Below are 17,273 nucleotides of genomic sequence, written 5' to 3'. Positions count from 1 at the left end.
GGCGGCACTTGGGCTATCCTGCGCTTGCCGTGTCACTCGACGGCCATCAGCATTACGATACCGCTGCGGCTATCACCTGCCGCATTCTGCGCATGCTAGCGAAAGAGCCGCTGCGCACCGGTCGAATCCTTAATATCAACGTTCCCGACCTGCCGCTCGAAAGCATTAAAGGCTTTCGCGTGACACGCTGCGGTAGCCGTCATCCTGCAGAACAGGTATTTTGTCAGCAGGACCCTCGCGGCCAGGATATGTACTGGATTGGCCCGCCCGGTGAAAAGTTTGATGTCGCACCGGATACCGATTTTGCCGCCGTGGCACAGGGCTATGTCTCCATTACCCCTTTGCACGTGGACCTGACGGCCTATGCGGCGCAGGACATTGTCAGAACGTGGTTAGCCAAAGCCGAGGTGAGCGGGAATGGTGATTAAGCCGATGTACAATTTGCTCGAGCAACTGCGCAAGCTGGGCATCTCTGATGAGCCGCTGCTGCAGGCGATTGAAACGGTCCCGCGTGAACGCTTCGTCGATGAAGCCTTTCAGCACAAGGCCTATGAAAATACCGCTCTGCCTATCGGACTCGGGCAAACTATTTCCCAGCCTTATACCGTTGCCCGCATGACGGAGCTGCTGCGTTTAACACCTACGTCGCGCGTGTTGGAAATCGGCACCGGCTCGGGTTATCAAACCGCTATTCTTGCCCATTTGGTTGAGCACGTTTTTTCCGTTGAAAGGATTAAAGGGCTGCAATGGCAGGCTAAGCGCCGCCTCAAACAGCTGGATCTGCATAATGTCTCAACGCGCCACGGCGACGGCTGGGAAGGGTGGCCTTCTCGCGGCCCCTTCGATGCCATTATCGTCACCGCCGCCCCTCCCGAAATCCCTCAGGAATTACTCACTCAGCTTGCGGAAGGCGGGGTGATGGTTTTGCCGGTTGGAGAGCAAAATCAGACTTTGCAACGTATCCAACGACGTGCGAATGATTTTACTATCGAAAACATCGAGGCTGTTCGTTTTGTTCCCTTGGTGAAAGGTGAGCTCGCCTGAGTGCGTTTTTCGTACTATTCGGGACTAAACCCCTAAAATTTAAATACAACTGACTTATGGTGATAACGTTGCGTTGTTGATAGCATTCACTACAGTTTTTTATTGCCACAGTTTTTTTAACTATCGCCATCGGCTGATTTCGCGTCAGCCAGCATGTAAACGGCCCGCCTTTCGTTGTTAAATGGTTCCTAATGGATCCAGGCAGCGTTTGGCCTGAGCCGCGATAGATTCTGATATTGCCGTCATGGGGGAGTTATGAGCACGGGAAGCCCAATTAAAACCTTAAGCCGCATTGCGGTATGTACATTTGTTGGCGCCTGGCTTGCGGGATGTTCCAATAATGCCTCGACGACTGCTCCAATTAGCACCGTAAACGGTGGCGGAGGCATGCTCCGCGCCCCTCAAGGGGGTCAGATTACTCCGAATTCCAGCGATAATGCCCCGATGATTAATGCTCAGGGACACATCGTTTATAACCGCAGTTATAACAGTATTCCGAAAGGCAGCTACAGCGGAAGCACCTATAAAGTTAAGCGCGGCGACACTCTTTTTTACATTGCCTGGATAACCGGTAATGACTTCCGAGACCTGGCGGCCCGTAACAATATCGCCGAGCCGTATGCGCTTGAAGTAGGTCAACGTATTCAAATTAATAACGTTTCTCGCACCGCGAGCAGCGGCGGTATGTTGGCCGCAACGGATGCAACGCAGGGGGGGATTCCTAAAGCCCCTTCAAGCGGCATGATGCAGGGTACAGTGGTTGCATCTCAACCAACTACCACGTATTCTGAATCTTCAAGTAAACAGAATGTAGGTCGGATGTTGCCTACAGCGGGCGTTGTCGCAACGACGACGGCACCTGTTACCGCACCGAGCGCTCCCGTCGAAAGTACCACAGACAATGGCGGCCCAGTTTCCTCTTGGAGATGGCCGACTGAAGGGAGAATTATCGATAATTTCTCAGCCTCTGAGGGGGGAAATAAAGGTATCGATATCGCCGGTTCACGTGGACAACCAGTATTGGCAACCGCCAGCGGGCGAGTCGTTTATGCCGGTAATGCGCTACGTGGCTACGGTAATCTGATCATCATTAAACACAATGATGACTACCTGAGCGCCTATGCACACAATGATTCAATGCTGGTCCGGGAACAACAAGAAGTGCAGGCGGGTCAAAAAATAGCGACGATGGGTAGCACCGGAACCAGCTCAGTAAGATTGCATTTTGAAATTCGTTACAAGGGGAAATCCGTAAACCCGCTGCGTTATCTTCCGCAGCGATAAGCCGGGCAGAGTCACTGATTCTGCTCTTGGGACCACGGGTAGGAGCAGCTTATGAGTCAGAATACGCTGAAAGTTAACGAGTTACATGATGATGTAGATTTCGATGAGAACAGCGCTGAAGCCTTTGACGAAGAGAAAGCAACCGTCGAGGAGTCTGTTGATAGTGACGCTCTTGAAGCTGAAGAGGAGTTACTGTCACAGGCTGTAAGCCAAAGAGTGCTGGATGCAACTCAACTGTACCTTGGTGAAATTGGTTACTCTCCTCTGCTTACCGCAGAAGAAGAGGTTTATTTTGCACGGCGTGCGCTGCGAGGTGACGTACCATCTCGCCGCCGCATGATTGAAAGTAACCTGCGTTTAGTGGTCAAGATTGCGCGCCGCTACAGTAATCGCGGTCTGGCGCTGCTGGATCTGATTGAAGAGGGTAACCTCGGTCTGATTCGTGCCGTTGAGAAGTTTGACCCTGAGCGCGGTTTTAGATTTTCCACTTATGCGACATGGTGGATCCGTCAAACAATCGAACGGGCGATCATGAATCAAACCCGTACCATTCGTTTGCCAATTCACATCGTTAAAGAACTGAACGTTTATCTGCGTACTGCACGTGAACTGGCACACAAGCTCGACCATGAGCCTAGTGCCGAAGAAATTGCAGAACAGCTCGACAAACCGGTCCACGACGTTAGCCGTATGCTGCGCCTGAATGAGCGCATCACCTCCGTTGACACCCCATTGGGTGGTGACTCGGAGAAGGCGTTGCTGGACATTCTGGCCGACGAGAAAGAGAACGGACCGGAAGACACCACGCAAGACGATGACATGAAACACAGCATCGTTAAGTGGCTGTTCGAACTGAATGCAAAACAGCGTGAAGTCCTGGCGCGTCGTTTCGGCCTGTTGGGTTATGAAGCGGCAACTCTTGAGGATGTAGGTCGTGAGATAGGCCTGACGCGTGAACGTGTTCGTCAGATACAGGTTGAAGGGCTGCGTCGCCTGCGTGAAATTCTGCAGGGACAAGGTTTGAGCATCGAAGCGTTGTTCCGTGAATAATCATCGGTAAACTGTACAATCGAAGCAACACAAAAAGGGGGAGCAACTCATTGCTCCCCCTTTTTATTTTCAACCAATGATGCGGTGAAGTTTACACCATCGCCTTGAGGCGATAGATCCATTCCAGCGCCTGCCGTGGCGACAGTGAATCTGCGTCTAGCGCTTCAAGGGCTTCAACCGCCGGTGAAATCTCTTCGCTCAGCAGCGGCAACTGTGGGCCATCAACCTTGCTGGCGGCGGCGTTATTCGACAGTGCTTCCAGCTCTTTGAGTTTCTGTCTGGCGCGCTTGATAACCTCGCGCGGCACACCGGCCAGCGCAGCAACCGCCAGTCCATAACTCTTGCTCGCCGCCCCTTCCTGAACGCTGTGCATAAAGGCAATGGTATCGCCGTGCTCAATCGCGTCGAGATGGATATTCACCGTGCCTTCCATTTTCTCCGGCAGCGTCGTCAGCTCAAAGTAGTGGGTGGCGAACAGCGTCATAGCCTTGATGCGGCTCGCCAGGCTTTCAGCGCAGGCCCAGGCCAGCGACAGACCGTCATAGGTGGAGGTGCCACGGCCAATTTCGTCCATCAACACCAGGCTGTTCTCGGTGGCGTTGTGCAGAATATTGGCGGTCTCAGTCATTTCAACCATGAAGGTTGAACGGCCGGAGGCCAGGTCATCTGCGGCACCGACGCGGGTGAAGATACGGTCGATAGGCCCCAGCGTGGCCTGCTCGGCGGGTACGTAGCTACCGATGTGCGCCATCAGCGCAATCAGTGCGGCTTGACGCATATAGGTACTCTTACCGCCCATGTTGGGACCGGTAATAATCAGCATTCTGCGCTGTGGAGACATGACCAGCGGATTAGAAATAAAGGGTTCGCTCAGCACCTGTTCCACCACCGGATGACGACCACCGACAATGTTGATGCCCGGCTTTTCGCTCAGCGTTGGGCAGCAATAGTTGAGCGTGTAAGCGCGCTCAGCCAGATTATTCAGTACGTCGATTTCAGCCAGCGCCGCGGCGCTCTGCTGGAGCGCAGAAAGGTGCGGCATCAGCAGATCAAACAGCTCTTCGTACAGCGCTTTCTCCAGCGACAGCGCTTTGCCTTTTGAAGTCAGGACCTTGTCTTCATACTCTTTCAGTTCGGGAATGATGTAGCGTTCGGCATTTTTTAGCGTCTGGCGGCGAACATAATGGATAGGTGCAAGGTGGCTCTGACCACGGCTTATCTGTATGTAGTAACCGTGCACGCCGTTGAAGCCCACTTTCAGGGTATCCAGACCCAGCTTTTCGCGTTCGCGGATCTCGAGGCGGTCGAGGTAATCCGTTGCCCCGTCGGCCAGCGCTCGCCATTCGTCGAGTTCGGCATTGTATCCCGGCGCAATCACGCCACCGTCGCGTACCAGCACGGGCGGTGCGTCAATAATGGCGCGCTCGAGCAGGGCGATCAGCTCATCAAATTCGCCGGCCTTTTCAACCAGCGATTGAACGTAAGGGACGTCGATTGGCTGAAGCAGAGCGCGGATCTCCGGCAACTGCTGGAGTGCGTGGCGCATACGTGCCAGGTCGCGCGGACGCGCGCTTCGCAGCGCCAGACGTGCCAGAATACGTTCGAGGTCGCCGACCTGACGCAGTACCGGTTGCAGCTCGGCGGTCAAGTCCTGCAAAGCACCGACCGCCTGCTGGCGATTGTTCAGTACCTTGAAATCGCGCGTTGGCATGTGGATCCAACGCTTGAGCATGCGGCTGCCCATCGGCGTGACGCTTTGGTCGAGAATGGCAGCCAGCGTGTTTTCAACGCCGCCGGAGAGGTTTTGCGTCAGCTCAAGATTGCGTCTGGTGGCGGCATCCATAATGATGCCGTCCTGCTGACGCTCCATGGTCACGCCACGAATATGCGGCAGCGAGGTGCGCTGGGTGTCTTTCACGTACTGCAATAGGCAGCCGGCTGCACGCAGCGCCTGCGTAGCCTGTTCGACGCCAAAACCGCTGAGGTCACGGGTGCCGAACTGAAGATTAAGTTGCTGGCGCGCGGTGTCGAGCTCGAACTCCCAGATTGGGCGACGACGCAGGCCACGGCGGGTGTCGATTAACGACATCGACTCGAAGGTTTCCGGATAGAGCAATTCTGCCGGGTTCGTGCGCTGGATTTCGGCGGCCATCGTTTCGAGGTCGGTCGGTTGAGCAACGCGGAAACGTCCTGAGCTGATATCGAGCGTTGCGTAGCCGAAGCCTCGACCGTCTTGCCAGATGGCGGCCAACAGGTTGTCCTGACGTTCGCTTAGCAGCGCTTCGTCACTGACGGTTCCTGGCGTGACAATGCGCACCACTTTACGCTCGACAGGGCCTTTACTTAAGGCCGGATCGCCAACCTGTTCACAGATGGCAACGGATTCGCCGAGATGCACTAGCTTGGCAAGATAGCCTTCAACCGCGTGATAAGGAACGCCCGCCATCGGGATGGGTTCACCGGCGGAGGCGCCGCGCTTGGTCAGCGAGATGTCCAGCAGCTGCGAGGCCTTTTTGGCGTCGTCATAGAACAACTCATAGAAGTCGCCCATCCGGTAGAACATCAGGATTTCAGGATTCTGTGCCTTTAGACGCAGGTACTGCTGCATCATGGGGGTGTGGGCATCTAAATTATCGCTATTACTCATGCGCTTAGTTTCTTAGTTGTTTAAGTCATTCATAGAGTTAAAAAGGCTCTATAACTCTAAAATTTTGTGCGGGTATAGTAGCCCAAGCACGTCAAAACTGACACCCCGCAAACGGGAATGCATCTCGGAGATTTGCAAAGAAGTGTGGGCGCTTGTTGTCGGCCAGAGTTGCTGCTAGATCTGGCGGTCGCGTATTTCATGCACCATTTCGATCAGCGCCTTTAATCCCGCTGGAACGTGTCTGCGACCGGGATAATACAGCCGTAATCCTTCAAACGAAGGGCACCACTCTTCCAGCACGCTGACCAGACTGCCGTTGGCCAGATCCTTTTCGATAAACCAGCTTGAAATGAACGCCAGACCCATGCCGCTGCGTGCCGCCTGGCGGATAGCGCGTAACTCGTTGAGCACGATTCGCGTCGGTATGTTTATCGCAAATTTTTGCTGATGACGCTCAAGCTCCCAGTGGTAGATTCCGCCGTGAGACATACGCATGCCGACCCCTTGATGCGCGGCGAGGTCCTCCGGCGTTTGCGGCACGCCGTGGGTGGCGAAATACTGCGGACTTCCGACGATGAGCATGCGTGCCGGGGGCGTCACTGGCACGGCTATCATGTCCTGCGGTACCGATTCACCGAGTCGGATCCCCGCGTCAAAGCCCTCGGCAACGATATCGATCATCCGGGCCTCGGTCGCGATATCTATGCGCATGTTGGGGTAACGCTGAAGATATTCCCGCAGCAGCGGCTCAAACAGCAGCAGTGCAGATTCGGGCGGAGCATTAATACGCAGGGTGCCGGTGGGTGACTCGGGCTGTGTGCTTATCTCTTCCGAAGCACGCTGAATCTCGGCCAGTGCGGGGGCAATGCGTTCGACATAACGTCGGCCCGCCTCGGTAAGCGATACGCTGCGCGTTGAGCGGTTAAAGAGTCTAATATTGAGGCGAGCCTCAAGGCCGGCAACGGCATTGCTGACCGCGGTAGCAGACATGCCTAGCTCGCGCGCGGCGGCGCGAAAGCTGCTGCGTTGCGCGACGGCAAGAGTCACTTCAAGCTCAGTCAGACCAGTACGATGCATCGTTTATTGTCCTGATTTTCGTTATACCCCGTACAGCATAACCCCGCTTATCAGAGCAACCTAGCCTTCTTATACTCCTCAATATTGAAAACTTATTAACGAGTGCGTTTGAGGATCCATCATGCAAAAGATCGACAAAATCTATATCAACGGTGAGTTTCTGACACCTCACGGCACCGAACGTTTCGAGCTGTTTAATCCGGCTACTGAAGAGATGATTGGCACGGTACAACTGGCCGACGTAGAGGATACTCAGCGGGCGATAGCGGCAGCGAAAGCGGCGTTCCCGGAGTGGTCGCGCACGACTAAAGTGCAGCGTATTGCCGCACTCAAACGCATGCATGCCGCCGTGGTGGCCTGTGAAGAGGAACTGTTGGAGGCCATTATCACCGAGTACGGCGCGCCAGCCGCGCGTTCACGCTGGATGGCGAGCTATCCGGCAGACGTCATTTTACAGGTTATGCAGACGCTCGAGTCCTTTGAATTCGAAGAGCAGGCTGGTATCGCGAAGGTCATCCTTTGCCCGGTCGGCGTCGCTGGCCTGATTACACCCTGGAACAGCGATGCAGGGTTTATCTGCAACAAGTTGGCGACCGCGCTGGCGGCGGGATGTACCGCCGTTATCAAGCCGAGCGAGATGAGCGCTATTCAGACACAAATCATCACCGAGGCGTTGCATAAAGCCGAACTGCCCGCGGGCGTATTCAACATTGTCACCGGGCGTGGCGAGGTCGTTGGCGCGGAGATAAGCCGTCACCCTGATATCGCCAAGATTTCTTTTACCGGCTCGACGGCGGTGGGCAAGGGGATTATCGAAAGCGGTGCAGCGACGCTCAAGCGCGTGACGCTGGAGCTGGGAGGTAAATCACCCACCATTATTCTGGACGACGCCGACGCTGCAACCGTGGTGCCGATGGCGTTGATGGCGGGGTTTATGAACAGCGGACAGGCTTGTATTGCCGGAACGCGTATTCTGGTGCCGCGCAGTCGTTTAACGGAGTTCGAGCAGGCCTTCTCCCGCGCCGTGGAACAGATTCAGTCCGGCTCTCCGCGTGATGAGAAGACCGACATTGGGCCCATGGTCAGTCGCAAACAGTGGGAACGCGTGCAGAGCTATATTCGCCTTGGGCTAGAGGAAGGAGCAACGCTTTTGACCGGTGGGGAAGGACGTCCTGCTGGGTTCGATAAGGGCTGGTTAGTGAAACCAACGGTATTCACACAGGTCAATAATCAGATGCGAATTGCCCGTGAAGAAATTTTTGGACCCGTGCTGTCGATTATCCCTTATGAGACTGAGGCCGATGCGCTGAAAATTGCCAACGATACAGATTATGGCCTCAATGCGATGGTGCTGAGCGGCAGTCTTGAGCGAGGTCTCCGTGTGGCGCGACAGATTGAAACCGGCCGAGTGCTGGTTAATACCCTGGCTCACGAACCTCAGGCGCCGTTTGGCGGCGTTAAGCAGTCTGGTTTAGGCCGCGAGATGGGCAAGTGGGGGTTGATGGCCTATCTGGAGCCTAAAACGCTGTTGGTGGGATAGCACGGGGGTATTTTTAAAGAGGATAAAAAGCTAAAATGTACCCAGACAAAGACTAAGGTCTTTTATTTTTCTGTATTTTCATTTCTTTATTAGCTTTTTTAAGAGGTTAGCGTGCAATCATTACCACATTGTCCTAAATGCAGTTCTGAATTTACCTGGCAGGAAGGCGAACAGCTGAACTGTCCGGAATGCGGTCACGAGTGGCCGGCCAATGCGGCAGCAGCAGAAGAAGAGGGACGGGTGGTAAGAGACGCTAACGGCAATCTTCTGGCAGACGGCGATGCGGTCACGGTCATCAAAGACCTCAAGGTCAAAGGCAGTTCATCGACCCTTAAAATCGGTACCAAAGTGAAGAGTATCCGACTGGTTGAGGGCGACCACAACATCGACTGTAAGATTGACGGTTTTGGCCAAATGAAGCTGAAATCCGAGTTTGTTAAGAAAAACTAAAATACCTGCCTAGGATCCTCCGCCAGCACCTGGTTTTAACCCCGCCTGGCGGAGTGTTTATCTGTTGTTTGTTTAATTTCCCTTTAACATTCCTGTTTGTTCTTTGCAAACAATGCATTAACATGACGATCTACTTTTTTTGTATCGCCATACGGATATCTGATGCGCTACCTGGCTACCCTTCTTCCCATGGTTGTTCTGCTCTCAGCCTGTAGCAGTACGCCGAAAAATACCCCTTCTGCTCAAGGTACTGCACCGAGCGGTGGATTCCTGCTATCTCCTGCGCAGAACGGCCTTTTGCCTAACGGGGATTTTGCCGATAATGCCGCGGCCAATGCGTTTATCGACAAAATGGTGCGCGAGCACGGGTTTGACCGTCAACAGCTGCAGGATACTCTCGGGCAGGCGAAGCGGCTGGACTGGGTTCTGCGGCTGATGGATCGCCAGGCGCCTATCGGTCCGGCTCCGACGGGGCCTTACGGCGCGTGGATCCGCTATCGTAGCAAGTTCATTACGCCTGATAATGTGCAGAACGGCGTGGCCTTCTGGGACCAGTATCAGGATGCGCTGCAGCGTGCCTACCAGCAGTATGGTGTACCGCCTGAAATTATCGTCGGTATTATCGGCGTAGAGACGCGCTGGGGTAGGGTGATGGGTAAAACGCGTATCATTGATGCCCTCGCGACGCTGGCGTTTGACTATCCTCGCCGCGGTGCATACTTTGCCAGTGAGCTGGAAACCTTCCTGCTGATGTCCCGCGCGGAAGGTGACGATCCGCTGGCGCTACGTGGATCCTTCGCCGGTGCGATGGGTTACGGCCAGTTTATGCCTTCTGCATTCAAGCAATTCGCCGTTGACTTCGATGGCGATGGTCACGTGAACCTATGGGACCCGATTGACGCTATCGGCAGCGTAGCCAACTACTTTAAATCAAACGGTTGGGTGCCGGGTGAGCCGGTTGCGGTGCAGGCGAGCGGTCAGGCTGCCGGGCTGGAAAACGGCTATCAGACCAAATATTCCGTCTCGACGCTGGCCTCGGTGGGCCTCACGCCAATGGGATCCCTCGGCGGTTATCAGCAGGCGAGCCTGCTGCGTCTGGATATGGGCACCTACTATCAGTACTGGTATGGTCTGCCTAACTTCTATGCTATTACCCGTTATAACCACAGCACGCAGTACGCGATGGCCGTGTGGCAACTGGGTCTGGCGGTGAAGCAGGCGCGCATGGGTAACTAATATCCCAACCCTCAATTGCGGCAGCAGCGGTCGTTGCTGCCGTTATTCTCCCTTACTCTCTCCAATTTTCACCCGTCTGCGCGCGCGCTCCCATAAACAGTGCCTGCTAATGAAAGCCATTTTTACGTCTCGGGAGACTTCCCGTACTTTGTTACTCTGCATAACTCTTGGGCTGCGAGAAGTGCTAACATTGTCTGACTTAAACTTTTCTTGTTGCGGGACAAGCTATGACCGAAAAGCATTTGCAGCAGCTCAGCATTGATGTCGGGGCGGCGCTGAAAGCGGCCGGCCTGTGGGTAACCTGTGCCGAATCTTGCACCGGTGGCTGGGTGGCGAAAGCCATTACCGATGTCGCAGGCAGCTCCGCCTGGTTTGACCGTGGATTCGTCACATACAGTAACTCCGCCAAGCGTGAATTGCTGGACGTCTCCGATTCTACGCTCAAAGAATTTGGTGCGGTCAGTGAACAGGTCGTGCGGGAAATGGCCCGTGGTGCAAGGTATGCGGCGGGGGCGGACGTTGCGGTATCGATTAGCGGAATTGCCGGTCCTGATGGCGGCAGTGAGGCTAAACCAGTGGGCACCGTATGGTTTGGATTTGCCGACAAAGATGGTCGGATTTATGCATGCAAACAGGTTTTTTCCGGAGATCGCGAAGCCGTACGTTTGCAAGCTGCTGTTTTCTCGCTACAAACCTTACTCGACGAGTTTTTGAAAAAATAGGCTTGATACTGTATGAGCATACAGTATAATTACAGCTAATTACCTGCATGTGAACTTTGCATCCAAACAACAACATTCAGTGACAACGACGTGTAGTTTCGCACGGCTCGTCACCCGAAGGAGTAAAAATGGCTATTGATGAGAACAAGCAAAAGGCGTTAGCTGCGGCACTGGGCCAGATTGAAAAGCAATTCGGTAAAGGCTCCATCATGCGTCTTGGTGAAGATCGCTCTATGGATGTTGAAACGATCTCCACCGGCTCTCTGTCTCTGGATATCGCGTTGGGCGCAGGTGGCTTGCCAATGGGCCGTATCGTAGAGATCTACGGACCAGAATCTTCAGGTAAAACGACCCTGACTCTGCAGGTTATCGCTGCCGCTCAGCGCGAAGGTAAAACCTGTGCATTTATCGATGCTGAACACGCGCTTGACCCAATCTATGCCAAGAAATTGGGCGTAGATATCGACAATCTGCTGTGTTCTCAGCCGGACACCGGTGAGCAGGCGCTTGAAATCTGTGACGCACTGACCCGCTCTGGTGCGGTTGACGTTATCATCGTTGACTCCGTGGCTGCATTGACACCAAAAGCAGAAATCGAAGGTGAAATCGGTGACTCTCACATGGGCCTCGCGGCACGTATGATGAGCCAGGCGATGCGTAAACTGGCCGGTAACCTGAAAAATGCCAACACGCTGCTTATCTTCATTAACCAAATCCGCATGAAAATTGGTGTGATGTTCGGTAACCCGGAAACCACTACCGGTGGTAACGCACTGAAGTTCTATGCTTCTGTACGTCTTGATATCCGTCGTATTGGCGCAATCAAAGACGGCGACGTCGTTGTCGGTAGCGAAACGCGCGTTAAAGTTGTTAAGAACAAGATTGCTGCGCCGTTCAAACAGGCTGAATTCCAGATCATGTATGGTGAAGGCATCAACATCAACGGCGAGCTGGTCGACCTGGGCGTTAAGCACAAGCTGATCGAGAAAGCCGGTGCATGGTACAGCTACAACGGCGAGAAAATCGGTCAAGGCAAATCTAATGCCAGCAATTTCCTGAAAGAGAATCCGAAAATTGCTTCCGAAATCGACAAAAAACTCAGAGAAATGCTGCTGAGCGGTACCGGTGAACTGAGCGTTGCATCGACTGCCGAAGGACTGGACGACAACGTTGAAACCAGCGAAGAGTTTTAATTCTCCGTTCTGAGTATGGCTTTCGCATCAAGGGCCGTACTTAAGAAATTGTCGCCTTAAAAAACAGCCTGCAACCCAGGCTGTTTTTTTGCTTTTTAAGGAGCGAAAAATGACTCAGGACATAAATGAGGACGCCGCGTTTTCATCACTGTTTTCCACCACGCAGGACGATAATGCCAAAAAGCTTAATAACCTGATTGCCAGAGCGATGCGCCTGCTGGGCCAGCGTGACCACGGTGAGGCCGAGCTTCGTCGTAAACTGCTGACGCCGCCCCAGCCCTTTACTCGTCCTTCCTCTTACAAAAACCGCAAAAATCAACAATCCAGTAGCCCGACCGTCGCAACCGCTGCTAAAGAAAAAGAGGTTGAGGAGATTTGTCCCGAGCAGGTCGAGCAGGTTATTGCATACTGTTATGAGCACGGCTGGCTAGACGACGCCAGATTCGCCGACCGCTACATTGCGGGTCGCAGTCGCAGGGGATTGGGCGCACAGCGTATTCGCTCCGAACTGATGCAAAAGGGGGTAGATAAAGAGGTGATTAACCTGGCGCTGGAAAATTGCGAGGTCGATTGGTGCACTCAGGCGTATGAGCTGGCGACGCGTAAATTTGGGCAGCCATTGCCTGTCGATTGGAAAGAAAAGTCGAAAGTTTTACGTTATTTGCTCTACCGAGGTTTTTTTCAGGAAGAAATTCAGTCTATTTATCGCGATTTTGAAGATTGAACGCATACGGGATTTTACTTCCCAGCGAAGAAATTTTATCTTATCCCCACTTTTTGTTCGTGAGCGACAAAGTAAGCTGGACGTTATCACGCTAATCTTGCTCACGGGCCGACCTTTTTAGCCTTATTCCGGGACATTTATGAGCAAGAGCACCGCTGAGATCCGTCAAGCGTTTCTCGATTTCTTCCATAGTAAGGGACACACTGTTGTCGACAGCAGCTCGCTGATCCCTACTAATGATCCGACCTTGATGTTTACCAATGCCGGTATGAACCAGTTTAAAGACGTTTTTCTGGGCCTGGATAACCGCGATTACAATCGCGCGACCACGTCTCAGCGTTGCGTACGCGCCGGTGGTAAGCACAACGATTTAGAAAACGTGGGTTACACCGCTCGTCACCACACCTTCTTCGAGATGCTGGGCAACTTCAGCTTTGGTGATTACTTCAAAGAAGACGCCATCAAGTTTGCCTGGGAGCTGTTGACTGGGGAGACCTGGTTCAACCTGCCAAAAGAAAAGCTGTGGGTGACCGTCTACGCTACCGATGATGAAGCTTACGACATCTGGGAAAAGCAGATAGGCGTACCTAAAGAACGCATCATCCGTATCGGTGATAACAAAGGTGCCCAGTATGCGTCAGATAACTTCTGGCAGATGGGTGACACCGGTCCTTGCGGCCCTTGCTCCGAGATCTTCTTCGACCACGGCGACCACATCTGGGGCGGCCCTCCGGGTAGCGCAGAAGAAGACGGCGACCGTTACATCGAGATCTGGAACCTGGTCTTCATGCAGTTCAACCGTCAGGCTGATGGCACCATGCTGCCGCTGCCTAAACCTTCGGTTGATACCGGTATGGGTCTGGAGCGTATTTCAGCGGTGCTGCAACACGTTAACTCCAACTATGACATCGACCTGTTCCAGACGCTGATCGCGGCTGTGGCAAGCGTCACTGGCGCTACCGACCTCAACAACAAGTCGCTGCGCGTTATTGCCGACCACATTCGTTCTTGCGCCTTCCTGATTTCCGATGGTGTTATTCCTTCTAACGAAGGTCGTGGCTACGTGCTGCGTCGTATCATTCGTCGTGCGGTTCGTCATGGCAACATGCTGGGCGCGAAGGAAACCTTCTTCTATAAGCTGGTTGCCCCCCTGATTCAGGTGATGGGTTCTGCGGCCGTTGAACTGGCAAAACAGCAGTCAACCGTTGAGCAGTTGCTGAAAACCGAAGAAGAGCAGTTCGCACGTACTCTGGAGCGCGGTCTGGCGCTGCTGGACGAAGAGCTGGCTGCACTGAAAGGCGATACCCTTCCAGGCGAAATTGTTTTCCGTCTTTATGACACCTTCGGCTTCCCTGTCGATTTGACCGCTGACGTTTGTCGCGAACGTAATCTGAAGGTTGACGAAGAAGGCTTCGAGAAGGCGATGGAAGTTCAGCGCAACCGTGCGCGTGAGTCCAGCGGTTTCAGCGCAGACTACAACAGCATGATCCGTGTTGAAGGCGTGACGCAGTTCTCTGGCTACGAGCACGTACAGCGTCAATCTAAAGTGGTGGCGCTATTCGTTAACGGCCAACAGGTTGACGAGATCCAGGTGGGCGAAAGCGCCATCGTGGTTCTGGATGACACGCCATTCTATGGCGAATCCGGTGGTCAAGTTGGCGATAAGGGCGTTCTGAAAGCCTCTGGGGGCGAATTCGCGGTAAGCGATACTCAGAAGTACGGCAAAGCGATTGGCCATCAGGGCGTGTTGAGCGCAGGTAAACTTGCCGTTGGCGACAGCGTCGAAGCAGACGTTGATGCAACCCGCCGTGACCGCATTCGTCTAAACCACTCTGCAACCCATTTGCTGCACGCAGCATTGCGTCAGGTTCTGGGCAAGCACGTGGCGCAGAAAGGCTCTCTGGTCAACGATAACTACCTGCGTTTCGACTTCTCGCATTTCGAAGCGATGAAGCCAGAAGAGATCCGCCAGGTAGAAGATTTGGTAAATGCGCAAATTCGTCGTAATCTGCCTATTGAGACCAACATCATGGCGCTCGACGACGCGAAAGAGCAGGGCGCAATGGCGCTGTTCGGTGAGAAATATGAAGATCACGTGCGCGTACTGCGTATGGGTGACTTCTCTACTGAGCTCTGCGGAGGGATCCACGCCAGCCGCACCGGTGATATTGGTCTGTTCCGTATTCAAAGCGAATCAGGCACGGCAGCGGGTGTCCGTCGTATTGAAGCGATTACTGGCGAAAACGCGATTAATGCGCTTCATCAGCAGAGCGACCTGTTGCAGGACGTGGCTCATCTGGTGAAAGGTGACGTGAACAGCGTGACCGACAAGATTCGTACCCTGATTGAGCGTTCACGCCTGCTGGAAAAAGAGCTTCAGCAAGTGAAAGATCAACAGGCTGCGCAGGAGAGTGCTTCACTGTCTGGCCAAACGAAAGACGTTAAAGGCGTTAAACTGCTGGTAAAACAGCTGGATAACGTTGAACCAAAAATGTTGCGTACTATGGTCGATGACCTCAAAAACCAGTTGGGTTCAGTTATTATCGTGTTGGCTACCGTAGCGGACGATAAGGTGAGTCTCATTGCGGGCGTAACAAAAGACCTGACCGATCGTGTCAAAGCCGGTGAACTCATCGGTACGATCGCAGCCCAGGTCGGCGGGAAAGGCGGCGGTCGTCCTGATATGGCTCAGGCGGGCGGTACCGATGTACAAGCTTTGCCAGCAGCGCTTGCGGGCGTTGAAGCTTGGGTTTCCGACAAGCTTTAGTCATACAATCAGTAACTGCGAGAACGCCATAATTAACTGTGTATTATGGCGTTTTTAGTCTTAACGACCGGTTGATTCTCACTATTTAAGCCACGACTGCGCTGATTTCAGCTAAACTTAAATTAACTCGTAGCTAAGGTACAAAGCTGACGACCATTTAATGTGGAGGTCATGGCTTACGTTTTCACAGCATATGATAGATAATGCCTGTGATGCTGAGAGACCCGACTCTTTTAATTTTTCAAGGAGCAAAGAATGCTTATTCTAACTCGCCGAGTTGGTGAAACCCTCATGATTGGCGATGAGGTTACGGTTACCGTTTTAGGTGTTAAAGGTAATCAGGTACGTATTGGTGTGAATGCGCCGAAAGAGGTCTCTGTTCACCGTGAAGAGATCTACCAGCGTATCCAGGCTGAAAAATCTCAACAGACGAGTTATTAATTTATCAGGCGTCTCGTCGATGGCGAGGCGCTGATGCCTTTTTAGCGCCGTTTTCAGCGTTACCCCTTCCGTTTTCTCGCTTTTCCTTTACAAAACTTCTCCCACTATCAAGACTTCCTGAATCTCTTTTTACTGATTAAACATTGGTTTTTACCAATCAAAGGCCATATTTTGCCGGTAATCTGCGCAGGTTGGATGCGAATTGTGCAAACAAACGATTCTTCGGAAAAAAGGGTTTGACTTATAAGTGCGGGAAAGTAATATGTGCGCCACGCAGTGCCGATGAGCTTAAACAAAGTAAGTCAGCACAATTCGAAAGAAGCGTATGGTGAGGTGGCCGAGAGGCTGAAGGCGCTCCCCTGCTAAGGGAGTATGCGGTCAAAAGCTGCATCCGGGGTTCGAATCCCCGCCTCACCGCCATTTAAGATGCACCCATAGCTCAGCTGGATAGAGTACTCGGCTACGAACCGAGCGGTCGGAAGTTCGAATCTTCCTGGGTGCACCATTCTTTCTTTGATGTATATTGATTTGCAATCAAGTGAGCATCAGAGGCCGATAAGGTAGAATGTGAAAGTGGTGAAGTAACTCTGCTGTAAAGAACTGCATTAAAGAATTGTTATGCACCCATAGCTCAGCTGGATAGAGTACTCGGCTACGAACCGAGCGGTCGGAAGTTCGAATCTTCCTGGGTGCACCATTCTTTCTTTGATGTATATTGATTTGCAATCAAGTGAGCATCAGAGGCCGATAAGGTAGAATGTGAAAGTGGTGAAGTAACTCTGCTGTAAAGAACTGCATTAAAGAATTGTTATGCACCCATAGCTCAGCTGGATAGAGTACTCGGCTACGAACCGAGCGGTCGGAAGTTCGAATCTTCCTGGGTGCACCATATTCTTTAAGCGTTGAGATTGTGTGATGACAGAATCTCAACGTAATAAAAAACCCGCTTAGGCGGGTTTTTTGCTTTCTGCGCTTCACGAAGATATCTTCTCGCAATCCTCTCTGTTTTTGTCCTACGCCCTATGTGCTGTCCAGCCTGACAAAAAGCGACAATTTCCTATCTTTACGCTAAAGTAGTTTCCCCATATTTGTTAACAG

14 protein-coding genes and 4 tRNA genes are annotated in these 17,273 nt (G+C 53.0%); 16 read left to right on the top strand and 2 right to left on the bottom strand.

All coding sequences use genetic code 11. From position 1 onward, the window contains the following. The 4 genes from BS640_RS20135 to rpoS all read left to right on the top strand — a co-directional run. Positions 1 to 428, top strand: a 428-nt coding sequence (locus BS640_RS20135; protein WP_277620116.1) for a 5'/3'-nucleotidase SurE, incomplete at its 5' end; no start/stop codon positions are given. Beyond that, a complete protein-coding gene (locus BS640_RS20130; protein WP_017490858.1) occupies positions 418 to 1,044 on the top strand; it encodes a protein-L-isoaspartate(D-aspartate) O-methyltransferase in 627 nt (208 codons plus the stop codon). The genes BS640_RS20135 and BS640_RS20130, both read left to right, overlap by 11 nt. 255 nt (positions 1,045 to 1,299) lie before the next feature. Further along, positions 1,300 to 2,328, top strand: coding sequence for a murein hydrolase activator NlpD (nlpD, locus tag BS640_RS20125; protein ID WP_017490857.1), 1,029 nt, complete (start codon positions 1,300 to 1,302; stop codon positions 2,326 to 2,328). 51 nt (positions 2,329 to 2,379) lie between these two features. Beyond that, positions 2,380 to 3,378, top strand: coding sequence for an RNA polymerase sigma factor RpoS (gene rpoS, locus BS640_RS20120; RefSeq protein ID WP_017490856.1), 999 nt, complete (start codon positions 2,380 to 2,382; stop codon positions 3,376 to 3,378). 91 nt (positions 3,379 to 3,469) lie between these two features. On the opposite strand, the gene mutS is transcribed toward rpoS, so the two are convergent. Together mutS and BS640_RS20110 are read right to left on the bottom strand one after the other, a co-directional pair. Next, positions 3,470 to 6,025: a DNA mismatch repair protein MutS gene (mutS, locus tag BS640_RS20115; RefSeq protein ID WP_084913225.1), complete on the bottom strand. Its 2,556-nt coding sequence runs from the start codon at positions 6,023 to 6,025 to the stop codon at positions 3,470 to 3,472. A gap of 174 nt (positions 6,026 to 6,199) precedes the next feature. Further along, positions 6,200 to 7,102 (bottom strand): LysR family transcriptional regulator, encoded by a 903-nt coding sequence (locus tag BS640_RS20110; protein WP_017490854.1) that lies wholly within the window; start codon positions 7,100 to 7,102, stop codon positions 6,200 to 6,202. 121 nt (positions 7,103 to 7,223) lie between these two features. Here BS640_RS20110 and BS640_RS20105 point away from each other — a divergent pair, with 121 nt between their 5' ends. The 12 genes from BS640_RS20105 to BS640_RS20050 all read left to right on the top strand — a co-directional run bounded on the left by BS640_RS20105 (position 7,224) and on the right by BS640_RS20050 (position 17,064). Continuing rightward, entirely contained in the window at positions 7,224 to 8,642 is a 1,419-nt protein-coding gene (locus BS640_RS20105) for an aldehyde dehydrogenase family protein (protein ID WP_084913224.1), read from the top strand. A 111-nt stretch (positions 8,643 to 8,753) separates the two neighbouring features. Continuing rightward, complete coding sequence (locus BS640_RS20100) at positions 8,754 to 9,092, top strand: zinc ribbon domain-containing protein YjdM (protein ID WP_084913223.1); 339 nt, start codon at positions 8,754 to 8,756, stop codon at positions 9,090 to 9,092. A 162-nt stretch (positions 9,093 to 9,254) separates the two neighbouring features. Continuing rightward, positions 9,255 to 10,328, top strand: coding sequence for a lytic murein transglycosylase B (mltB, locus tag BS640_RS20095; protein WP_017490851.1), 1,074 nt, complete (start codon positions 9,255 to 9,257; stop codon positions 10,326 to 10,328). A gap of 227 nt (positions 10,329 to 10,555) precedes the next feature. Continuing rightward, positions 10,556 to 11,050 carry a nicotinamide-nucleotide amidase gene (gene pncC, locus BS640_RS20090; protein WP_084913222.1) on the top strand — a complete coding sequence of 165 codons (495 nt, stop codon included), beginning with the start codon at positions 10,556 to 10,558 and terminating at the stop codon, positions 11,048 to 11,050. Between the two features lie 128 nt (positions 11,051 to 11,178). Next, positions 11,179 to 12,243, top strand: a complete 1,065-nt coding sequence (gene recA, locus BS640_RS20085) for a recombinase RecA (protein ID WP_017490849.1) — start codon at positions 11,179 to 11,181, stop codon at positions 12,241 to 12,243. Between the two features lie 208 nt (positions 12,244 to 12,451). Next, a complete protein-coding gene (gene recX, locus BS640_RS20080; protein WP_038327792.1) occupies positions 12,452 to 12,967 on the top strand; it encodes a recombination regulator RecX in 516 nt (171 codons plus the stop codon). Positions 12,968 to 13,106: 139 nt separating this feature from the next. Further along, positions 13,107 to 15,734 (top strand): alanine--tRNA ligase, encoded by a 2,628-nt coding sequence (gene alaS / locus BS640_RS20075; protein ID WP_084913221.1) that lies wholly within the window; start codon positions 13,107 to 13,109, stop codon positions 15,732 to 15,734. Positions 15,735 to 15,989: 255 nt separating this feature from the next. Then, positions 15,990 to 16,175: a carbon storage regulator CsrA gene (csrA, locus tag BS640_RS20070; RefSeq protein WP_013574027.1), complete on the top strand. Its 186-nt coding sequence runs from the start codon at positions 15,990 to 15,992 to the stop codon at positions 16,173 to 16,175. 327 nt (positions 16,176 to 16,502) lie between these two features. Next, positions 16,503 to 16,595, top strand: a tRNA-Ser gene (locus BS640_RS20065). 8 nt (positions 16,596 to 16,603) lie between these two features. Further along, positions 16,604 to 16,680, top strand: a tRNA-Arg gene (locus BS640_RS20060). A 115-nt stretch (positions 16,681 to 16,795) separates the two neighbouring features. Then, positions 16,796 to 16,872, top strand: a tRNA-Arg gene (locus BS640_RS20055). 115 nt (positions 16,873 to 16,987) lie between these two features. Continuing rightward, positions 16,988 to 17,064: transfer RNA gene (locus tag BS640_RS20050), tRNA-Arg, on the top strand. Positions 17,065 to 17,273 lie beyond the last annotated feature (209 nt).

The organism is Rouxiella badensis, from assembly GCF_002093665.1.
In the GTDB taxonomy this organism is placed as follows: Bacteria; Pseudomonadota; Gammaproteobacteria; order Enterobacterales; family Enterobacteriaceae; genus Rouxiella; species Rouxiella badensis.
This window is presented reverse-complemented; position numbering and strand designations above follow the sequence as displayed.

Bases quoted from the DNA above. Each gene is read 5' to 3' on its own strand.
- nlpD (WP_017490857.1), top strand. From the start codon at position 1,300: ATGAGCACGGGAAGCCCAATTAAAACCTTAAGCCGCATTGCGGTATGT.
- BS640_RS20105 (WP_084913224.1), top strand. From the start codon at position 7,224: ATGCAAAAGATCGACAAAATCTATATCAACGGTGAGTTTCTGACACCT.
- BS640_RS20130 (WP_017490858.1), top strand. From the start codon at position 418: ATGGTGATTAAGCCGATGTACAATTTGCTCGAGCAACTGCGCAAGCTG.
- recA (WP_017490849.1), top strand. From the start codon at position 11,179: ATGGCTATTGATGAGAACAAGCAAAAGGCGTTAGCTGCGGCACTGGGC.
- alaS (WP_084913221.1), top strand. From the start codon at position 13,107: ATGAGCAAGAGCACCGCTGAGATCCGTCAAGCGTTTCTCGATTTCTTC.
- pncC (WP_084913222.1), top strand. From the start codon at position 10,556: ATGACCGAAAAGCATTTGCAGCAGCTCAGCATTGATGTCGGGGCGGCG.
- recX (WP_038327792.1), top strand. From the start codon at position 12,452: ATGCGCCTGCTGGGCCAGCGTGACCACGGTGAGGCCGAGCTTCGTCGT.
- mutS (WP_084913225.1), bottom strand. From the start codon at position 6,025: ATGAGTAATAGCGATAATTTAGATGCCCACACCCCCATGATGCAGCAG.
- BS640_RS20110 (WP_017490854.1), bottom strand. From the start codon at position 7,102: ATGCATCGTACTGGTCTGACTGAGCTTGAAGTGACTCTTGCCGTCGCG.
- mltB (WP_017490851.1), top strand. From the start codon at position 9,255: ATGCGCTACCTGGCTACCCTTCTTCCCATGGTTGTTCTGCTCTCAGCC.
- rpoS (WP_017490856.1), top strand. From the start codon at position 2,380: ATGAGTCAGAATACGCTGAAAGTTAACGAGTTACATGATGATGTAGAT.
- csrA (WP_013574027.1), top strand. From the start codon at position 15,990: ATGCTTATTCTAACTCGCCGAGTTGGTGAAACCCTCATGATTGGCGAT.